Source organism: Burkholderia sp. Nafp2/4-1b, from assembly GCF_003635165.1.
Lineage (GTDB): Bacteria > Pseudomonadota > Gammaproteobacteria > Burkholderiales > Burkholderiaceae > Burkholderia.
Genome location: NZ_ML058600.1, coordinates 282,988 through 297,943, shown reverse-complemented (window position 1 = coordinate 297,943; position 14,956 = coordinate 282,988). Strand labels below are relative to the sequence as shown.

At 66.8% G+C, this 14,956-nt stretch carries 14 protein-coding genes; 6 read left to right on the top strand and 8 right to left on the bottom strand.

Annotated features, from left to right (window positions below; all coding sequences use genetic code 11):
* Positions 1–37: 37 nt before the first annotated feature.
* Together C7H84_RS09335 and lpxC are read left to right on the top strand one after the other, a co-directional pair.
* Positions 38–544 carry a peroxiredoxin gene (locus C7H84_RS09335; protein WP_121858540.1) on the top strand — a complete coding sequence of 169 codons (507 nt, stop codon included), beginning with the start codon at positions 38–40 and terminating at the stop codon, positions 542–544.
* A gap of 240 nt (positions 545–784) precedes the next feature.
* The gene (lpxC, locus tag C7H84_RS09330) at positions 785–1,702 is read left to right on the top strand and encodes a UDP-3-O-acyl-N-acetylglucosamine deacetylase (RefSeq protein ID WP_121858567.1); all 918 of its coding nucleotides are present in this window, start codon (positions 785–787) and stop codon (positions 1,700–1,702) included.
* A 79-nt stretch (positions 1,703–1,781) separates the two neighbouring features.
* Here the strand turns inward: lpxC and C7H84_RS09325 are convergent, their stop codons facing one another.
* Positions 1,782–2,261 (bottom strand): DUF721 domain-containing protein, encoded by a 480-nt coding sequence (locus C7H84_RS09325; RefSeq protein WP_121858566.1) that lies wholly within the window; start codon positions 2,259–2,261, stop codon positions 1,782–1,784.
* Positions 2,262–2,525: 264 nt separating this feature from the next.
* Between C7H84_RS09325 and secA the strand changes: the two genes are divergently transcribed.
* The 4 genes from secA to C7H84_RS09305 all read left to right on the top strand — a co-directional run bounded on the left by secA (position 2,526) and on the right by C7H84_RS09305 (position 8,038).
* Positions 2,526–5,324 carry a preprotein translocase subunit SecA gene (gene secA, locus C7H84_RS09320; protein ID WP_121858539.1) on the top strand — a complete coding sequence of 933 codons (2,799 nt, stop codon included), beginning with the start codon at positions 2,526–2,528 and terminating at the stop codon, positions 5,322–5,324.
* A gap of 143 nt (positions 5,325–5,467) precedes the next feature.
* Positions 5,468–6,709 carry a bifunctional glutamate N-acetyltransferase/amino-acid acetyltransferase ArgJ gene (argJ, locus tag C7H84_RS09315; RefSeq protein ID WP_121858538.1) on the top strand — a complete coding sequence of 414 codons (1,242 nt, stop codon included), beginning with the start codon at positions 5,468–5,470 and terminating at the stop codon, positions 6,707–6,709.
* Positions 6,710–6,728: 19 nt separating this feature from the next.
* On the top strand, positions 6,729–7,598 hold the full coding sequence (locus C7H84_RS09310; RefSeq protein ID WP_121858537.1) for an ATP-binding protein: 870 nt from the start codon (positions 6,729–6,731) through the stop codon (positions 7,596–7,598).
* Positions 7,595–8,038, top strand: a complete 444-nt coding sequence (locus C7H84_RS09305; protein WP_121858536.1) for an NUDIX domain-containing protein — start codon at positions 7,595–7,597, stop codon at positions 8,036–8,038. Before C7H84_RS09310 ends, C7H84_RS09305 begins: the two co-directional genes overlap by 4 nt.
* A 61-nt stretch (positions 8,039–8,099) precedes the next feature.
* Here C7H84_RS09305 and C7H84_RS09300 read toward each other — a convergent pair whose 3' ends face one another.
* From C7H84_RS09300 to C7H84_RS09270, 7 genes are all read right to left on the bottom strand, one after another.
* Positions 8,100–8,300 (bottom strand): DNA gyrase inhibitor YacG, encoded by a 201-nt coding sequence (locus tag C7H84_RS09300; RefSeq protein WP_121858535.1) that lies wholly within the window; start codon positions 8,298–8,300, stop codon positions 8,100–8,102.
* Positions 8,301–8,328: 28 nt separating this feature from the next.
* Complete coding sequence (gene zapD, locus C7H84_RS09295; protein WP_121858534.1) at positions 8,329–9,084, bottom strand: cell division protein ZapD; 756 nt, start codon at positions 9,082–9,084, stop codon at positions 8,329–8,331.
* Positions 9,085–9,191: 107 nt separating this feature from the next.
* Positions 9,192–9,800: a dephospho-CoA kinase gene (gene coaE, locus C7H84_RS09290; protein ID WP_121858533.1), complete on the bottom strand. Its 609-nt coding sequence runs from the start codon at positions 9,798–9,800 to the stop codon at positions 9,192–9,194.
* A gap of 84 nt (positions 9,801–9,884) precedes the next feature.
* Positions 9,885–10,796 carry an A24 family peptidase gene (locus tag C7H84_RS09285; RefSeq protein ID WP_121858532.1) on the bottom strand — a complete coding sequence of 304 codons (912 nt, stop codon included), beginning with the start codon at positions 10,794–10,796 and terminating at the stop codon, positions 9,885–9,887.
* Positions 10,797–10,842: 46 nt separating this feature from the next.
* Positions 10,843–12,048, bottom strand: a complete 1,206-nt coding sequence (locus C7H84_RS09280; protein WP_121858531.1) for a type II secretion system F family protein — start codon at positions 12,046–12,048, stop codon at positions 10,843–10,845.
* A gap of 5 nt (positions 12,049–12,053) precedes the next feature.
* Positions 12,054–13,331, bottom strand: a complete 1,278-nt coding sequence (locus C7H84_RS09275; RefSeq protein ID WP_121858530.1) for an ATPase, T2SS/T4P/T4SS family — start codon at positions 13,329–13,331, stop codon at positions 12,054–12,056.
* Positions 13,332–13,412: 81 nt separating this feature from the next.
* Positions 13,413–14,702: an HlyC/CorC family transporter gene (locus tag C7H84_RS09270; RefSeq protein WP_121858529.1), complete on the bottom strand. Its 1,290-nt coding sequence runs from the start codon at positions 14,700–14,702 to the stop codon at positions 13,413–13,415.
* Positions 14,703–14,956: the final 254 nt, after the last annotated feature.

Sequence of the window (14,956 nt, the reverse complement as noted above, 5' to 3'; positions counted from 1 at the left end):
ACACGCTGAGAAACCGAATCGCTATGAGGGACCAGCCATGATTCAAGTGGGCGACGCGCTGCCCGACGCGCAACTGTTCGAGTTCATCGACGACGCGCGCGAAGGCTGCACGCTGGGGCCGAATGCCTTCAGCGTGCGCGACCAGGCTGCGGGAAAGCGGGTGGTGATCTTCGGATTGCCGGGCGCTTTCACGCCGACCTGCTCGGCGCAGCATGTGCCGGGCTATGTCGAGCACGCCGAGCAACTGCGCTCGGCAGGCATCGACGAGCTCTGGTGCGTGTCCGTCAACGACGCATTCGTGATGGGCGCATGGGGACGTGATCTGCACACCGCGGGCAAGGTGCGCATGATGGCGGACGGCAGCGCTGCTTTCACTCATGCGCTGGGGCTGACGCAGGATTTGTCCGCGCGTGGCATGGGAATCCGTTCCCTGCGCTACGCGATGGTGGTCGACGACGGTGTGGTCAAGACGCTGGCTGTCGAAGCGCCGGGCAAGTTCGAAGTGAGCGATGCGGCGAGTGTGCTCGCGACGTTGACGCCCTGATCGTGCGGTGCGCCGTTGCCTGACGGCAACGCTGCTCACCCGCCTCAGGGCAGTTGTAACACGGGCCGACGACCGGAAACGCCTCCGTTCCGGGCGTTGGCCCGTCCCGTATCCGCACGGGTAAACAGCCGAAACAGATTGATACGCAGTTTCAAACAGCGTTGAATAGGGAATTACGCTATAATCTCACCTATCGAATATAACTCCTGATTGAGATTCTCAATCAAGTTGAAGAACACCATGCTGAAGCAGCGCACCATCAAATCGATCGTGAAGACCGTGGGCATCGGTCTCCACTCGGGCCGCAAGGTCGAACTGACGCTCCGCCCGGCCGCGCCGGGCACGGGGATCGTTTTCTCGCGCGTCGACCTGCCCACGCCTGTCGACATTCCGGCATCCGCGATGTCGATCGGCGACACGCGGCTCGCGTCGGTGCTGCAGAAGGATGGCGCGCGCGTGTCGACCGTCGAGCACCTGATGTCGGCGTGCGCGGGCCTCGGCATCGACAACCTGTATGTCGACGTCACGGCGGAGGAAATCCCGATCATGGACGGCAGCGCGTCGTCGTTCGTGTTCCTGATCCAGTCCGCGGGCATCGAGGAGCAGAACGCGCCGAAGCGCTTCATCAAGGTGAAGAAGCCGGTCGAAATCCGCGATGGCGACAAGTTCGCGCGTCTCGACCCGTATTTCGGCTTCAAGCTGAAGTTCACGATCGACTTCCGTCACCCGGCCGTCGACAAGACCGGCCAGGAACTCGAGGTCGACTTCGCGAACACGTCGTACGTGCGCGAGATCGCGCGTGCGCGCACGTTCGGTTTCGCCCATGAAGTCGAAATGATGCGCGAGCTGGGTCTCGCGCGCGGCGGCAGCATGGACAACGCGATCGTGCTCGACGAATACCGGATCCTGAACAACGACGGGCTGCGCTACGACGACGAGTTCGTGAAGCACAAGATGCTCGACGCGATCGGCGATCTCTACGTGGTCGGCCATCCGCTGCTGGCGTCGTACACGGCGTACAAGTCGGGTCACGGGCTGAACAACGCGCTGCTGCGCGAACTGCTCGCGCACGAAGACGCGTACGAGATCGTCACGTTCGACGATCCGCAGGCTGCGCCGAGCGGCTTCGCGTTCGACACGCAGACGGCCTTCGCCTGACCGGCGTCCGGTTCGGGCAAGAAAAAAGCGACCTTCGGGTCGCTTTTTTGTTGGGCGCTCGCCGCGGCCGGCGGTACGTTCAGCGCGACGACTTCGCGCCGTGTCGCGCGGCCATCCGCGCGAGTGCGGCTTGCAGCGGCGACGGCTCGAGATGGTCGGCGAGGTCGCGCAACGCGGTGGCGCCGACCGTCGTCATGCGCGCCTGCTTCACGTGCGGCGGCTCCGGCGCGTCCTTGGGCCGCACGCGCACGCGCAGCGCCGAGACCGGCCAGCCGCGCTTCTGGAGATCGGCTAGCAGCCGCGGCTCGACCTGCCGCAACCGGGCAGCGAGCGCATTGTGCGCGGCAAAGAGGGTCAGGGTGCCGTCTTTGATCGAGCCCGGTTCGACGTGATTCGCGAGGTAGTCGGGCAGGAGGGCGGTAAGGTCGCGCTGCAGCGACGCGACCTGCTCGACGCCGGCGCGCAGCGCCGCGAACGCGTCGGTGCGGTTGAGCACTTCGGACACGGGTTGCGGGCGATACGCGGAGAGCGGGCCGAAACGCTTGTTAAATCGGTTCATCGAGGCATTCTTCGGGCGCGCACGCGCGCGGACGTTGACGCCGATTGTACCCGCGCGGGCCCGCGCACGGGCGGCTTTCGGGCCGTGCGCCCGTTGCTGGCGCGGTTCGCGCGTACGGCGTGCGTCCAGCCGGGACACGGGCGCCTGCGTTCCCGCGTGCTAAAATTCCTCGTTTGATTCCACTAATTCGCTAAGCCGCCGAGCTCGGCGTCGGGGCGCGCAACACGCGCCGGGCGCCGGTGCTGCGACGCAGGATCCGATCCGATGACAACCGGTTTTCTCCAGAAAATTTTTGGCAGCCGCAACCAGCGGCTCGTCAAGCAATACCAAAAGACCGTCACGACGATCAATGCGCTCGAAACGCAGATCGAGAAGCTGACGGACGACCAGTTGCGCGGCAAGACGGATGAGTTCCGCCAGCGGATCGCGGGCGGCGAGTCGCTCGACAAGCTGCTGCCCGAGGCATTCGCGGTCTGCCGGGAGGCGAGCCGCCGCGTGCTGAAGATGCGCCACTTCGACGTGCAGCTGATCGGCGGCATGGTGCTCCACTACGGCAAGATCGCCGAAATGCGTACGGGCGAGGGCAAGACGCTCGTCGCGACGCTGCCCGTGTACCTGAATGCACTGGCCGGGCGCGGCGTGCACGTCGTGACGGTCAACGACTACCTCGCGCAGCGCGACGCCGAATGGATGGCGCGCCTCTACAACTTCCTCGGTCTGTCGGTCGGCATCAACCTGTCCGGCATGGAGCACGACCAGAAGCAGCAGGCCTACGCGTCGGACATCACCTACGGCACGAACAACGAGTTCGGCTTCGACTATCTGCGCGACAACATGGTCTACGAGACCGACGCGCGCGTGCAGCGGGCACTGAATTTTGCAGTCGTCGACGAAGTCGACTCGATCCTGATCGACGAAGCGCGTACGCCGCTGATCATCTCGGGCCAGGCGGAAGACCACACCGAGCTGTACGTGCGGATGAACGCGCTGCCGCCGCTGCTCGAGCGCCAGATCGGCGAGGAGAAGGCCGACGGCACGGGCGTCGAGAAGCCGGGCGACTACACGCTCGACGAGAAGTCGCGCCAGGTGTTCCTGACGGAATCGGGCCACGAGAAGGCCGAGCGCCTGCTCGCCGAGTGGGGCCTGATCGGCGAGGGCGAGAGCCTGTACGCGCCGCAGAACATCACGCTGATGCACCACGTGTATGCGGCGCTGCGCGCGCACACGCTGTTCCACAAGGACCAGCACTACGTCGTGCAGAACGGCGAAGTGGTGATCGTCGACGAATTCACGGGCCGCCTGATGGCGGGCCGCCGCTGGTCCGACGGCCTGCACCAGGCGGTCGAGGCGAAGGAGCACGTGAAGATCCAGAGCGAGAACCAGACGCTCGCGTCGATCACGTTCCAGAACTACTTCCGGATGTACGCGAAGCTCGCCGGCATGACGGGTACGGCGGACACCGAAGCATACGAATTCAACGAGATCTACGGCCTCGAGACGGTCGTGATCCCGACCAACCGTCCGCCGAAGCGGATCGACAAGCAGGACCAGATCTACAAGACGGCCAAGGAGCGCTACGACGCGGTGATCCGCGACATTCGCGAGTGCTACGAGCGCGGTCAGCCGGTGCTGGTCGGCACGACGTCGATCGAGAATTCCGAACTGCTGTCGCATCTGCTGCAGCAGGCGGGTCTCCCGCACGAAGTGCTGAACGCGAAGCAGCACGAGCGTGAAGCCGCGATCGTCGCGGAAGCCGGCCGTCCGAAGCGCATCACGATCGCGACCAACATGGCCGGTCGCGGTACCGACATCGTGCTCGGCGGCAACGCCGAGAAGCAGGCTGCGTTCATCGACGCCGACGAAGCGATCCCGGCCGACGAAAAGGCGCGCCGCATCAAGCAGCTGCACGACGAGTGGGAAACGCTGCACGAGCAGGTGAAGGCCGCGGGCGGCCTGCACATCATCGGCACCGAACGCCACGAATCGCGCCGGATCGACAACCAGCTGCGCGGCCGTGCGGGCCGCCAGGGCGACCCGGGTTCGTCGCGCTTCTACCTGTCGCTCGACGATCCGCTGCTGCGCATCTTCGCGGGCGACCGCGTGCGCTCGATCATGGATCGCCTGAAGATGCCGGAAGGCGAGGCGATCGAGGCCGGCATCGTCACGCGTTCGATCGAATCCGCGCAGCGCAAGGTCGAAGCGCGCAACTTCGACATCCGCAAGCAGCTGCTGGAATACGACGACGTGTCGAACGACCAGCGCAAGGTGATCTACCAGCAGCGCAACGAGCTGCTCGAAGCGCACGACATCACCGAGACGATCTCGGCGATGCGTCACGGCGTGATCACCGAAGTCGTCCGCCAGTTCGTGCCGGAAGGCAGCATCGAGGAACAGTGGGACGTGCCTGAACTCGAGGAAGCGCTGCGCAACGACTGGCAGCTCGACCTCGCGATTCAGGAAATGGTGAACGAGTCGTCGTCGATCACGGCCGAGGAGATCCTCGAAGCCGTGACGACGGCCGCCGACGAGCAGTACGAGGCGAAGGTCGCGTTGGTCGGCCGCGAGTCGTTCAGCGCGTTCGAGCGTTCGGTGATGCTGCAGACGGTCGACCGCCTGTGGCGCGAGCACCTCGCGGCGCTCGACCACCTGCGGCAGGGCATCCACCTGCGCGGCTATGCGCAGAAGAACCCGAAGCAGGAATACAAGCGCGAAGCGTTCGAACTGTTCGCCGCGATGCTCGACGCGATCAAGCAGGAAGTCACGCGCATCGTGATGAACGTGCAGATCCAGTCGCCGGAACAGCTCGAGGAAGCGGCCGAGCAGATCGAGGAGCGCAGCGGTCATCTCGAGAACGTCGAATATCAGCACGCCGACTACGCGGAATCGGGCGCACCGGTGGCGAACGTCGCGGTCGCGACGGCGGCCACTGCAACGGCCGACATGGTCGGCAGCGCGATGACCCACAGCGGCCCCGGCGGCGAAATGCCGAAGGTCGGCCGCAACGATCCGTGCCCGTGCGGCAGCGGCAAGAAGTACAAGCAATGTCACGGGAAGCTGTCATGATCGGCGGCGGCGCGTGTTCGCGTGCCGCGTCGTTCGCAGCTTCGAGTCAGTGATGTGAGTTGCGGCGGCCCGTTCTCGCGGCCGCCGGTTCTTCCAATCGATGCCGGCGCGTGCCGGCATTTTCCATCCGGCAGGTGTGCCCCATGGCTGTCAATTTTCCGTCGATCGATCCCGCCCAACTGCATCCCGTCGCCGGCGTCACGCTCGGCTGGGCGGAAGCGAACATCCGCAAGCCGAATCGCAAGGACGTGCTGGTCATCTCCGTCGACGAAGGCGCGACGGTCGCCGGCGTATTCACCGAGAACCGCTTCTGCGCGGCACCCGTGATCGTGTGCCGCGAGCACCTGGCCAAGGTGCGCGCCGGCGGCGCGGCCATCCGCGCGCTCGTCGTGAACACGGGCAATGCGAACGCGGGCACCGGCGAGCCGGGCCTCGCGAACACTCGCGAAACCTGCGCGGAACTCGCGCGCCTCGCGGGCCTCGACGCCGCGCAGGTGCTGCCGTTCTCGACCGGCGTGATTCTCGAGCCGCTGCCGATCGACCGCCTGAAGGCAGGGCTGCCGGCCGCGCTCGCGAACCGCAAGGCCGCGAACTGGTACGACGCCGCGCAGGCGATCATGACGACCGACACGCTGCCGAAGGCCACGTCGCGCCAGGTGACGATCGACGGCCACACGGTCACGCTGACGGGCATCAGCAAGGGCGCGGGCATGATCAAGCCGAACATGGCGACGATGCTCGGCTTCCTCGCGTTCGATGCGAACGTCGCGCAGCCGGTGCTCGACACGCTCGTGAAGGAAGTGGCCGACCGCTCGTTCAACTGCATCACGATCGACGGCGACACGTCGACGAACGACTCGTTCATCCTGATCGCGTCGGGCAAGAGCACGCTGCCCGCGATCACGTCGACCGACTCGCCGGCCTACGCGGCGCTGCGCGATGCGGTCACGCAGGTCGCGCAGCAGCTGTCGCAGCTGATCGTGCGCGACGGCGAAGGCGCGACGAAATTCATGACGGTGCAGGTCGAAGGCGGCAAGAGCGTCGCCGAGTGCCGCCAGATCGCATACGCGATCGGTCATTCGCCGCTGGTGAAGACGGCCTTCTACGCATCCGACCCCAACCTTGGCCGGATCCTCGCGGCCATCGGCTATGCGGGCGTCACGGATCTCGACGTCGGCAAGATCGATCTCTATCTCGACGACGTGCTCGTCGCGAAGGCCGGCGGCCGCAACCCGGCTTACCAGGAAGAGGACGGCCAGCGCGTGATGAAGCAGAGCGAAATCACGATCCGCGTGCTGCTCGGCCGCGGCGACGCGCAGGCGACCGTCTGGACGTGCGACCTGTCGCACGACTACGTGAGCATCAACGCGGATTACCGCTCCTGATCGGGAGCGCTCGAACGACATGGACAAGCTCGAACAGTTTCTGACGCGTGCCGAAGCACTGCTCGGCCGCCTCGAGGGGATGCTGCCGCCCGCAGCGGCGGCCGTCGACTGGAATGCCGCTACCGCATTTCGCTGGCGCAAGCGCCAGGGGCGCGGTTATCTGCAGCCGGTGCCGGCTGCGTCGACGATCACGCTCGACGATCTGCAGAACATCGATCGGCAGAAAGGGCTGATCGAGCAGAACACGCGGCAGTTCGTGCAGCGCAAGCCGGCCAACAACGTGCTGCTGACCGGCGCGCGCGGCACCGGCAAGTCGTCGCTGATCAAGGCGTGCCTGAATGCGTATGCGAAGGACGGGCTGCGCCTGATCGAAGTCGACAAGGACGACCTGCACGATCTCGGCGACATCGTCGAGCTGATCGCGCAGCGTCCGGAGCGGTTCATCGTGTTCTGCGACGATCTGTCGTTCGAGGACGGCGAATCGGGCTACAAGGCGCTGAAGGTCGCGCTCGACGGCTCGATCGCCGCGCAATCCGACAACGTGCTGATCTACGCGACGTCGAACCGCCGCCATCTGCTGCCCGAGTACATGAGCGACAACGAGTCGTACAAGCATCTGCCGGACGGCGAGATCCATCCCGGCGAAGTCGTCGAGGAAAAGATCTCGCTGTCGGAGCGCTTCGGCCTCTGGGTCAGCTTCTACCCGTTCAAGCAGGACGACTATCTCGACATCGTCGGGCACTGGCTGCGCCATTTCGGTTGCGCGGATGCAGAGATCGAGACGGCACGCGGCGACGCGCTCGTCTGGGCGCTTGAGCGCGGTTCGCGTTCGGGGCGCGTCGCGTGGCAGTTCGCGCGCGACTGGTCGGGCCGCAAGGAGCAGGCATGAGCGCGGATCAGGCACAGGGCGCCGTGCGGGCGCCGGACGGCCGCAAGGTGACGGAAGTCGCGGTCGGCGTGATGGTGCAACCGGATGGCCGGTATCTGCTCGCGCAGCGGCTGAAGGGCAAGCCGTACGAAGGCTACTGGGAGTTCCCGGGCGGCAAGCTCGAGGCCGGCGAGAGCGTCGAGGACGCGCTGGCGCGCGAGCTGCACGAGGAACTCGGCATCAACGTCACGGCCAGCCATCGCTGGCATACGCTCGAGCACGATTATCCGCATGCGTACGTGCGGCTCTATTTCTGCAAGGTGACGGGCTGGACGGGCGAGCCGCACAGCAAGGAAGGGCAGGCGTTCGTGTGGCAGCCATTGCCGGTCGAGGTCGCGCCGCTGTTGCCGGCGGCACTGCCCGTGCTGGAACTGCTCGAGAAGGAAGCGGCGTCGCAATGACGCCGTGGCGGCCCGCCTGAAACGCGGGCCATATCGGCGGGCGGGCAGGGCCGCGCCCCGTTCAGCTGTCGCGGCGGTCGTCGGTGCCGTCTTCTTCTGACGACGGGCCCTCGTCGGCGGCGCCACCGATCCGGTACTTTTCCGCGGCCCATGCGCCGAGGTCGAGCTGCTTGCAGCGGGCCGAACAGAACGGACGGAACTTGTTCTCGGGCGTCCAGCGCACTTCTGCGCCGCACGACGGACATTTCACAACGGTAGTCATACGAAAGCGTCGAACCGGCACACGGCCGTTACAGATTGCACAGGGTCAGATGGAATGGCACGTCGATGTCCACCGCGCGCGGCCGCACGTCGCCGTCCTGCATGGTGAACCGTACCCACAGCATGTATTTGTTGGCGCTCGCTTCGGGAATCACGCGCAGCTCCGGCGACACGCGCACCTGCATCAGCTGGTAGCTGCGCCCGGACAGCATCTGCTGATAGCTGCCCTGCATCGCCATCACCTTGGACGCCTGACCCGATTCTCGTGCGAGCCGCAGCACGATCGCGGCGGCGTCGCGCAGCGGCAGCAGCGGCATGATCCATTTCGCGATATCCTGGCGCCGCTGCTCGGCCGGCCATTGCTGCCACGCGTAGTACGACGGCAGGTCGAACTTGCAGGTGCCGCCCGGAATCACCGCGCGGCTGCGGATGCTCGCGAGCCACTCGTTGTCGACCAGATGCTGGCCGGTCTTGCCCTGCATCTGCGCAAGATTGGCGAGCGTCTGCTCGATTTCGCCGAGTACGGCTTCGAGCGCATTCTGTTCGATGCCCGGATTGCCTCGAAACGGAGCGAGCGTCTGGCGTTGACGTTCGAGCTCCTTCATCAGATCCGATTTCAGGTCCGCGCGGCCCGTGACCTCGGCGATTTCGAACAGCGTCGTCAGCGCGACGTGATGTTCACGCGGGTCCTCCTGAGCCAAAAAGAACGCGAAGCGCTCGAACAGGTCTTCGAGGCGCAACAGCGTGCGAATTCGCTCGTTGAACGGATACTCGTAAAGGATCAAGCGCGCTCGCCTCTGGTAGGGATTGAAACAATGCAGGACATTCTAATGCTCACTCTCTACCCTAGCAACGCGCCAATTTCGTGCACCATCACGATCGCGTGCGGCGATCAATGCGCGGAGGCCGCGAATTCGAGATAGCGTTGGTGCAGTGCATCGACTTGCGCGGCGAGCGCATCGGAGGTCGTCGCATCGTTGACGATCACGTCGTCGGCCGCGGTGAGCCGTGCTTCACGCGTCGCTTGCCTCGCGATGATCGCCTCGACCTGTTCGCGCGTGAAACCATTGCGCCGCATCACGCGCGCAATCTGCGTTTCGACCGGACAGTCGACGACCAGCACGCGATTGCTGCGAGCCTTCCAATTACCTGACTCCACGAGCAGCGGCACGACGAAGATCACGTAAGGACCGCGCGCTTCGCTGGCCTCGCGATCGGTCTCCGCGCGGATCAGCGGATGCGTGATCGCTTCGAGACGCCGGCGTGCGTCGTCGTCGCTGAAAATCAGTGCGCGCATCTTCGCGCGATCGAGCGAGCCGTCGGGCGCGACGAAGTCAGGCCCGAAAGCCTGTTCGATCGCCGGCATCGCGAGGCCGGCCGGCGCGGTGATGCGGTGCGCGATCAGATCGGTATCGACGAGCGAAGCGCCGCGTGCGGCGAACATGTCGGCGACGGTCGTCTTGCCGCTGCCGATGCCGCCGGTGAGTCCTATTGAAAACATGTGAGCCTCGGCCGGGCCGCGACGGGGAAACGACGCACGTCCCCGCGGCGCAGCGAACAAAGCGGACGCGGGCGGCACGTCATGTCAGCCGCCGAGCGCCGCATAGAAAGGGGTACCGAAAAAGAGCGTCGCGACGCCGCCTGCGGCGAGGAACGGGCCGAACGGAATCGGCTCCTCGAAGCGCATGCGGCCGCGCCAGGTCGCGGCGAGACCGACGAGCGCGCCAGTCACCGCGGCGAACAGCACGACCTGCGGCAGCGCGGCCCAGCCCATCCATGCGCCGAGCGCTGCGAGCAGTTTCAGGTCGCCGAAGCCGATGCCCTCGATGCCGCGCAGCCATTTGAACAGCCAGTAGATCGACCACAGGAACAGGTAGCCGGCCATCGCGCCGACCACGGCCGAACGCAGCGACGTGAAGGTGCCGCCGAGGTTCAGCGCGAGCCCCGCCCACAGCAGCGGCAGCGTCATCGAATCGGGCAGGTAGCCGGTCCGGATGTCGATCGCGCTCATCGCCAGCAGCGCGGCGCACAGCCCGAACGCGGCCAGTGCGGCGACGGTGGGGCCGAACGCGGCGAGCGACGCGGCGGCGAGCAGCGCACCGGCGAGCTCGACGAGCGGATAGCGCACGCCGATCGCATGGCCGCACTGACGGCAGCGGCCGCGCAATATCAGGTAGCTGACAAGCGGGATGTTTTCCCACGCGCGCAGCACGTGGCCGCAATGCGGGCATGCGCTGCGCGGGCGCCACAGATCGTAGTGCGGCGGATAGCCGTCGTCGGGCACCGCGTTTGCGCTGCCGGTCGCTTCGGCGATTTCGGCCTGCCATGCGCGCTGCATCATCACCGGGATCCGGTGCACGACGACGTTCACGAAGCTGCCCACGCACAGACCGAGCACGACGGCGAATGCGTACTGCACCGCGGACGGCAGCATCGCCAGCGCGAGCAGCGTGCTGTCGGGCGAATCGAAAACAGTGGTCGGGGGCACGGGCGTCATGGGGCTCGGGTTCGGGCTCGAAAAGGCGACAGAATCGGTTGCGATGCTACACCACGTTGCCCAGCTGAAGGATGGGCAGATACATCGCGATCACGAGGCCGCCGACCAGGGCGCCGAGCACGATCACGATCAGCGGCTCGCCGAGCGCGGCGAGTGCATCGAGGCGTGCGTCGAGCTGACGCTCGCAGAGCGCGGCGATGTCGGCGAGCATCGTGTCGAGGGCGCCGGTTTCCTCGGCGACGGCGATCGGCTGCACGACGTCGTCCGGGAAACAGCCGGCCGCTTGCATCGCATCGGCAAGACGCGCGCCGCGCAGCACTCGCGCCGCGATCTGCGCGGTGGCCTGCTCGAATACCGGATGTCCGGCCGTGCGCTCGAGCGTCGCGAATGCATCGGCGAGCGGCACGCCGGCACCGAGCAGCGTGGCAAGCGAGCGGCACCAGCGCGCAGTCGCGAACCGCGTGAGCGCGCTGCCGATCAACGGTGCACTCAGCATGCGCCGCGCGACCGTGTAGCGTAGCGACGGCGAACGTTGCAACGCGTAGCGCGCGGCGAACCCGGCCACAGCTGCGCCGGCGACGAACGGGCCGCCCCATGCGGATGTCGCGGAGGAAAGGGCGAGCAGTGCGCGGGTCGGCGCCGGCAGTGCTGCGCCGAAGCCGTCGAAGATCTGCCGGAACGTCGGCACGACCCACACCATCAACGCGGCCGAGATCGCGAGCGCGAACGCGATGACGGCGACCGGATAGGCGAGCGCGGCACGCAGCTTGCGCCATTGCGCGTCCGCGCGTTCGCGGTGCTCCGCGACGCGGGTGAGCACGGTGCCGAGCGCGCCCGATGCTTCGCCGACCTCGATCAACTGGCGATACAGCGTGCCGAACTGCGACGGATAGCGCGCGAGCGCGGCGGCGAAACGCTGTCCGCCGACGATCTCGCGGGCGAGCCCGGCGGCGATGCGTGGCAGCCCGTCGCGCGTGCGGGTGCGGGCAAGCATCTCGAGCGACGGTGCGAGCGGCAGCCCGGCCTGCAGGAGGCTCGCGAGCTGACGCGTGAAGCGCGTGATCTCGCGTGCGCCGGCCACTGGCGGCCGGGCCGCGTGGCGGGCGTCGAGCGACAGCACTGCGACGCCGTCGCGTGCGAGCGCTGCCCGCGCGGTGGCGGCGTCGAACGCGATGACGTTGCCGCGACACGGCGTGCCGTCGCGACGGCGGCCGCGCCACGCGAAGCGGGTTTCTTGCGGTGGGGCGGCCATCGCGATTACGCGTCCGGCGTCGCGGCCAGCGCTTCCGCGACGCTCGTCGTGCCGTCGCGGACGTGCGCGAGTGCCGCATCGCGCAGGCCGCGTACGCCTTCGGCTGCCGCGCATTGCGCGAGTGCCCCGACGCTTGCACGTGCGACGATGCGTTCGGCGAGTTCCGCTGAAACCGGCATCGTCTGATGCAGGCCGATCCGGCCGCGATAACCGATGCCGTGACAGGCGGCGCAGCCGCGGGCGACGAACGGCCGCCATCCGGATGCCAGCGCGGCTGGATCGCAGCCCGCATCGCGCAGCGCGCGCGCCGATGCGTCCGACGGTATGCGGCAGGCGACGCACAGGCGCCGAACCAGACGTTGCGCGGTGACGAGGCGCAGCGCGGCCGCCAGGTTGTACGGTGCGACGCCGATGTCGAGCAGCCGCGCGACGGCGGTCGGCGCGTCGTTCGTGTGCAGCGTTGACAGCACGAGGTGCCCGGTCTGTGCGGCCTTGATTGCGACGTCGGCCGTCTCCGCATCGCGAATCTCGCCGACCATGATGACGTCCGGGTCCTGCCGCAGCAGCGCGCGCAGTGCCGTGGCGAAGGTGAGCCCGGCTTTCTCGACCACCCCGACCTGGTTGATGCCGTCGAGCTGGATCTCGGCGGGATCCTCGACCGTGCAGACGTTGTGCGCATCGCGGTCGAGCATCTGCAGCGCGCAGTAGAGCGACAGCGTCTTGCCGCTGCCGGTCGGCCCGGTGACAAGTACGAGACCGTGCGGCGCGCGGATCGCGGTTTCCATCGCCGCGGCCTGCTGCGCGTCGAAGCCGAGGCGCGCGAGCGTCAGGTCGGGCGGCAGCGTTTCGAGACGGCGCAACACGAGTTTCTCGCCGAACAGCGTGGGCAGCGAGCTGACCCGGTAGTCGCCTCGCATGCTGCCGTCGACGGCGATACGCAGCCGGCCGTCCTGCGGAAGCCGGCGTTCGGCGATGTCCATCCGTGCGAGCACCTTGATTCGCGTCACGAGCGCGTCGCGCAGATGAGCGGGCGGCCGGGCGTGTTCATGCAGGACACCGTCGATGCGCAGGCGGATGCGCCAGCCTCCTTCGAACGGCTCGACGTGGATGTCGGATGCGTCGCGCACGCGGGCGGCGTGCAGCGTGTCGGTCAGCAACCGGACGGCGGGCGAGTCGTCGAGTTGCGTCGCATCGAGCGAGCGGGCTGCTTCAACGGGCGATGCGTCGGTGGAGGCGGGCGGTCGCTGAGTGTGGGGCGCCGCCCCGGAGGGTGGGAAGTGCATGTGAGCCGGCGCTCGGCCGCCTATTGATCGTGACGGGAAATGGTCGCGTATCGCGGGCGGCGCCGACAGTCGGCCGATCGGCTAGCGCGCGGCGGCGCGCGAGCGTGTGCCGCGCGGCTTGAAGAGCTTGACGGTGCGTACGGCCTGATCGTCGCTGCGCATCACTTCGAGCATCACGTCGCCGATTTTCATGCAGACGTCGCCTTCGGGAATTTCCTCGAGGATCTCCAGGATCAGCCCGTTCAGCGTCTTCGGCCCGTCGGTCGGCAGGTGCAGGTGCAGCCAGCGGTTCAGCTCGCGCAGCGGCATGCGGGCGGCGACGATGCATTCGCCGTTCTGGTCCCAGCCGCCCGCGCGTTCGCCGCGCGGCATCGACGTCGTGAATTCGCCGATCAGCTCTTCGATGATGTCCTCGGGCGTGACGAGCCCTTCGAGCTCGCCGTACTCGTTGACGACGAGCGCGGTGCGCTGCCGGCTTTCCTGGAAATACTGGAGCTGCTGGACGACCGGCGTGCCCGACGGCACGTAGTACGGCTCCGCGAGCAGCGTGCGCAACGTCTCGCGATCGAAATCCTGGTTGTGCAGCGCCGTGAGCGTCTTGCGGACGTGCAGCACGCCGAGCACCTTGTCGATGTCGCCTTCGTACACGACCAGGCGGTTGTGATAGCAGGTCTCGAGCTGATGCAGGATGTCGTCGAGCGGCGCGTAGAAGTTGAGCGACTCGATCTGGCGGCGCGGCACCATCACGTCGTCGACCGTGATGTTCTCGAGGTCGAACAGGTTGAGCAGGATGCTGCGGTGCTTGGTCGGCATGAAGCTGCTCGACTCGAGCACGATCGCGCGCAGCTCGTCGGCCGACATCCGCTGGTCGCGGCCCTTCTTCGTGTTGATGCGCAGCATCCAGAGCACGCCGTTCGCGAGCGCGTTGACGAACCAGACGACCGGCTTGAACACGCGCATCAGCGGCGCGATCACGAGGCTTGCGGGCAGCGCGATGCGCTCGGGGAAAGTGGCCCCGACGATCTTCGGCGCGATTTCCGCGAACACGATGATCAGGAACGCGACGATGCCCGTCGCGATCGACAGCGCGAGGTTGTTACGGCCGAACGTGTGCAGCGCGAGCGACGTCGTCAGGACCGGGATGATCGTGTTGAACAGGTTGTTGCCGATCAGGATCACGCTGAGCAGCAGGTCGGTGCGCGTGAGGAGGCCTTGCGTGGTTTTCGCGCCCATCACGCCCTGGCCGGCGAGATGCTTCAGCCGATGGCGGTTGAGCGCCATCATCGCGGTCTCGGAAATGGAAAAGAAGCTGGAGCAGAGAAGAAGCAGGAAGACGGCGCCGATTTGCGCCCATAAGGGAATTTGGTCCACGCGTCAGAAGGGCAGTGAAGGACAGGGATGGAGGGAATATAGCAGAGGCCGGCGGCCGGGAGGTGTCGCGCGAGGCACGTCGGCCCGTGCGAAGCGGCAAAAAGCCATCGGAAGATGTGCACGCGGTGCACGTTCCTTCAAATCCGGTCGGGATGGGGGCACGCGCACCGCGGTGTAGCGTCACGGTTTCCGGAGTCGCGTCCCGCGTACATAAGGGAAACCGGCGGTGCGGCCCCTTTTGGATGCGAAGCGCG

Bases quoted from the DNA above. Each gene is read 5' to 3' on its own strand.
- C7H84_RS09335 (WP_121858540.1), top strand. From the start codon at position 38: ATGATTCAAGTGGGCGACGCGCTGCCCGACGCGCAACTGTTCGAGTTC.
- lpxC (WP_121858567.1), top strand. From the start codon at position 785: ATGCTGAAGCAGCGCACCATCAAATCGATCGTGAAGACCGTGGGCATC.
- C7H84_RS09325 (WP_121858566.1), bottom strand. From the start codon at position 2,261: ATGAACCGATTTAACAAGCGTTTCGGCCCGCTCTCCGCGTATCGCCCG.
- secA (WP_121858539.1), top strand. From the start codon at position 2,526: ATGACAACCGGTTTTCTCCAGAAAATTTTTGGCAGCCGCAACCAGCGG.
- argJ (WP_121858538.1), top strand. From the start codon at position 5,468: ATGGCTGTCAATTTTCCGTCGATCGATCCCGCCCAACTGCATCCCGTC.
- C7H84_RS09310 (WP_121858537.1), top strand. From the start codon at position 6,729: ATGGACAAGCTCGAACAGTTTCTGACGCGTGCCGAAGCACTGCTCGGC.
- C7H84_RS09305 (WP_121858536.1), top strand. From the start codon at position 7,595: ATGAGCGCGGATCAGGCACAGGGCGCCGTGCGGGCGCCGGACGGCCGC.
- C7H84_RS09300 (WP_121858535.1), bottom strand. From the start codon at position 8,300: ATGACTACCGTTGTGAAATGTCCGTCGTGCGGCGCAGAAGTGCGCTGG.
- coaE (WP_121858533.1), bottom strand. From the start codon at position 9,800: ATGTTTTCAATAGGACTCACCGGCGGCATCGGCAGCGGCAAGACGACC.
- C7H84_RS09285 (WP_121858532.1), bottom strand. From the start codon at position 10,796: ATGACGCCCGTGCCCCCGACCACTGTTTTCGATTCGCCCGACAGCACG.
- C7H84_RS09280 (WP_121858531.1), bottom strand. From the start codon at position 12,048: ATGGCCGCCCCACCGCAAGAAACCCGCTTCGCGTGGCGCGGCCGCCGT.
- C7H84_RS09275 (WP_121858530.1), bottom strand. From the start codon at position 13,331: ATGCACTTCCCACCCTCCGGGGCGGCGCCCCACACTCAGCGACCGCCC.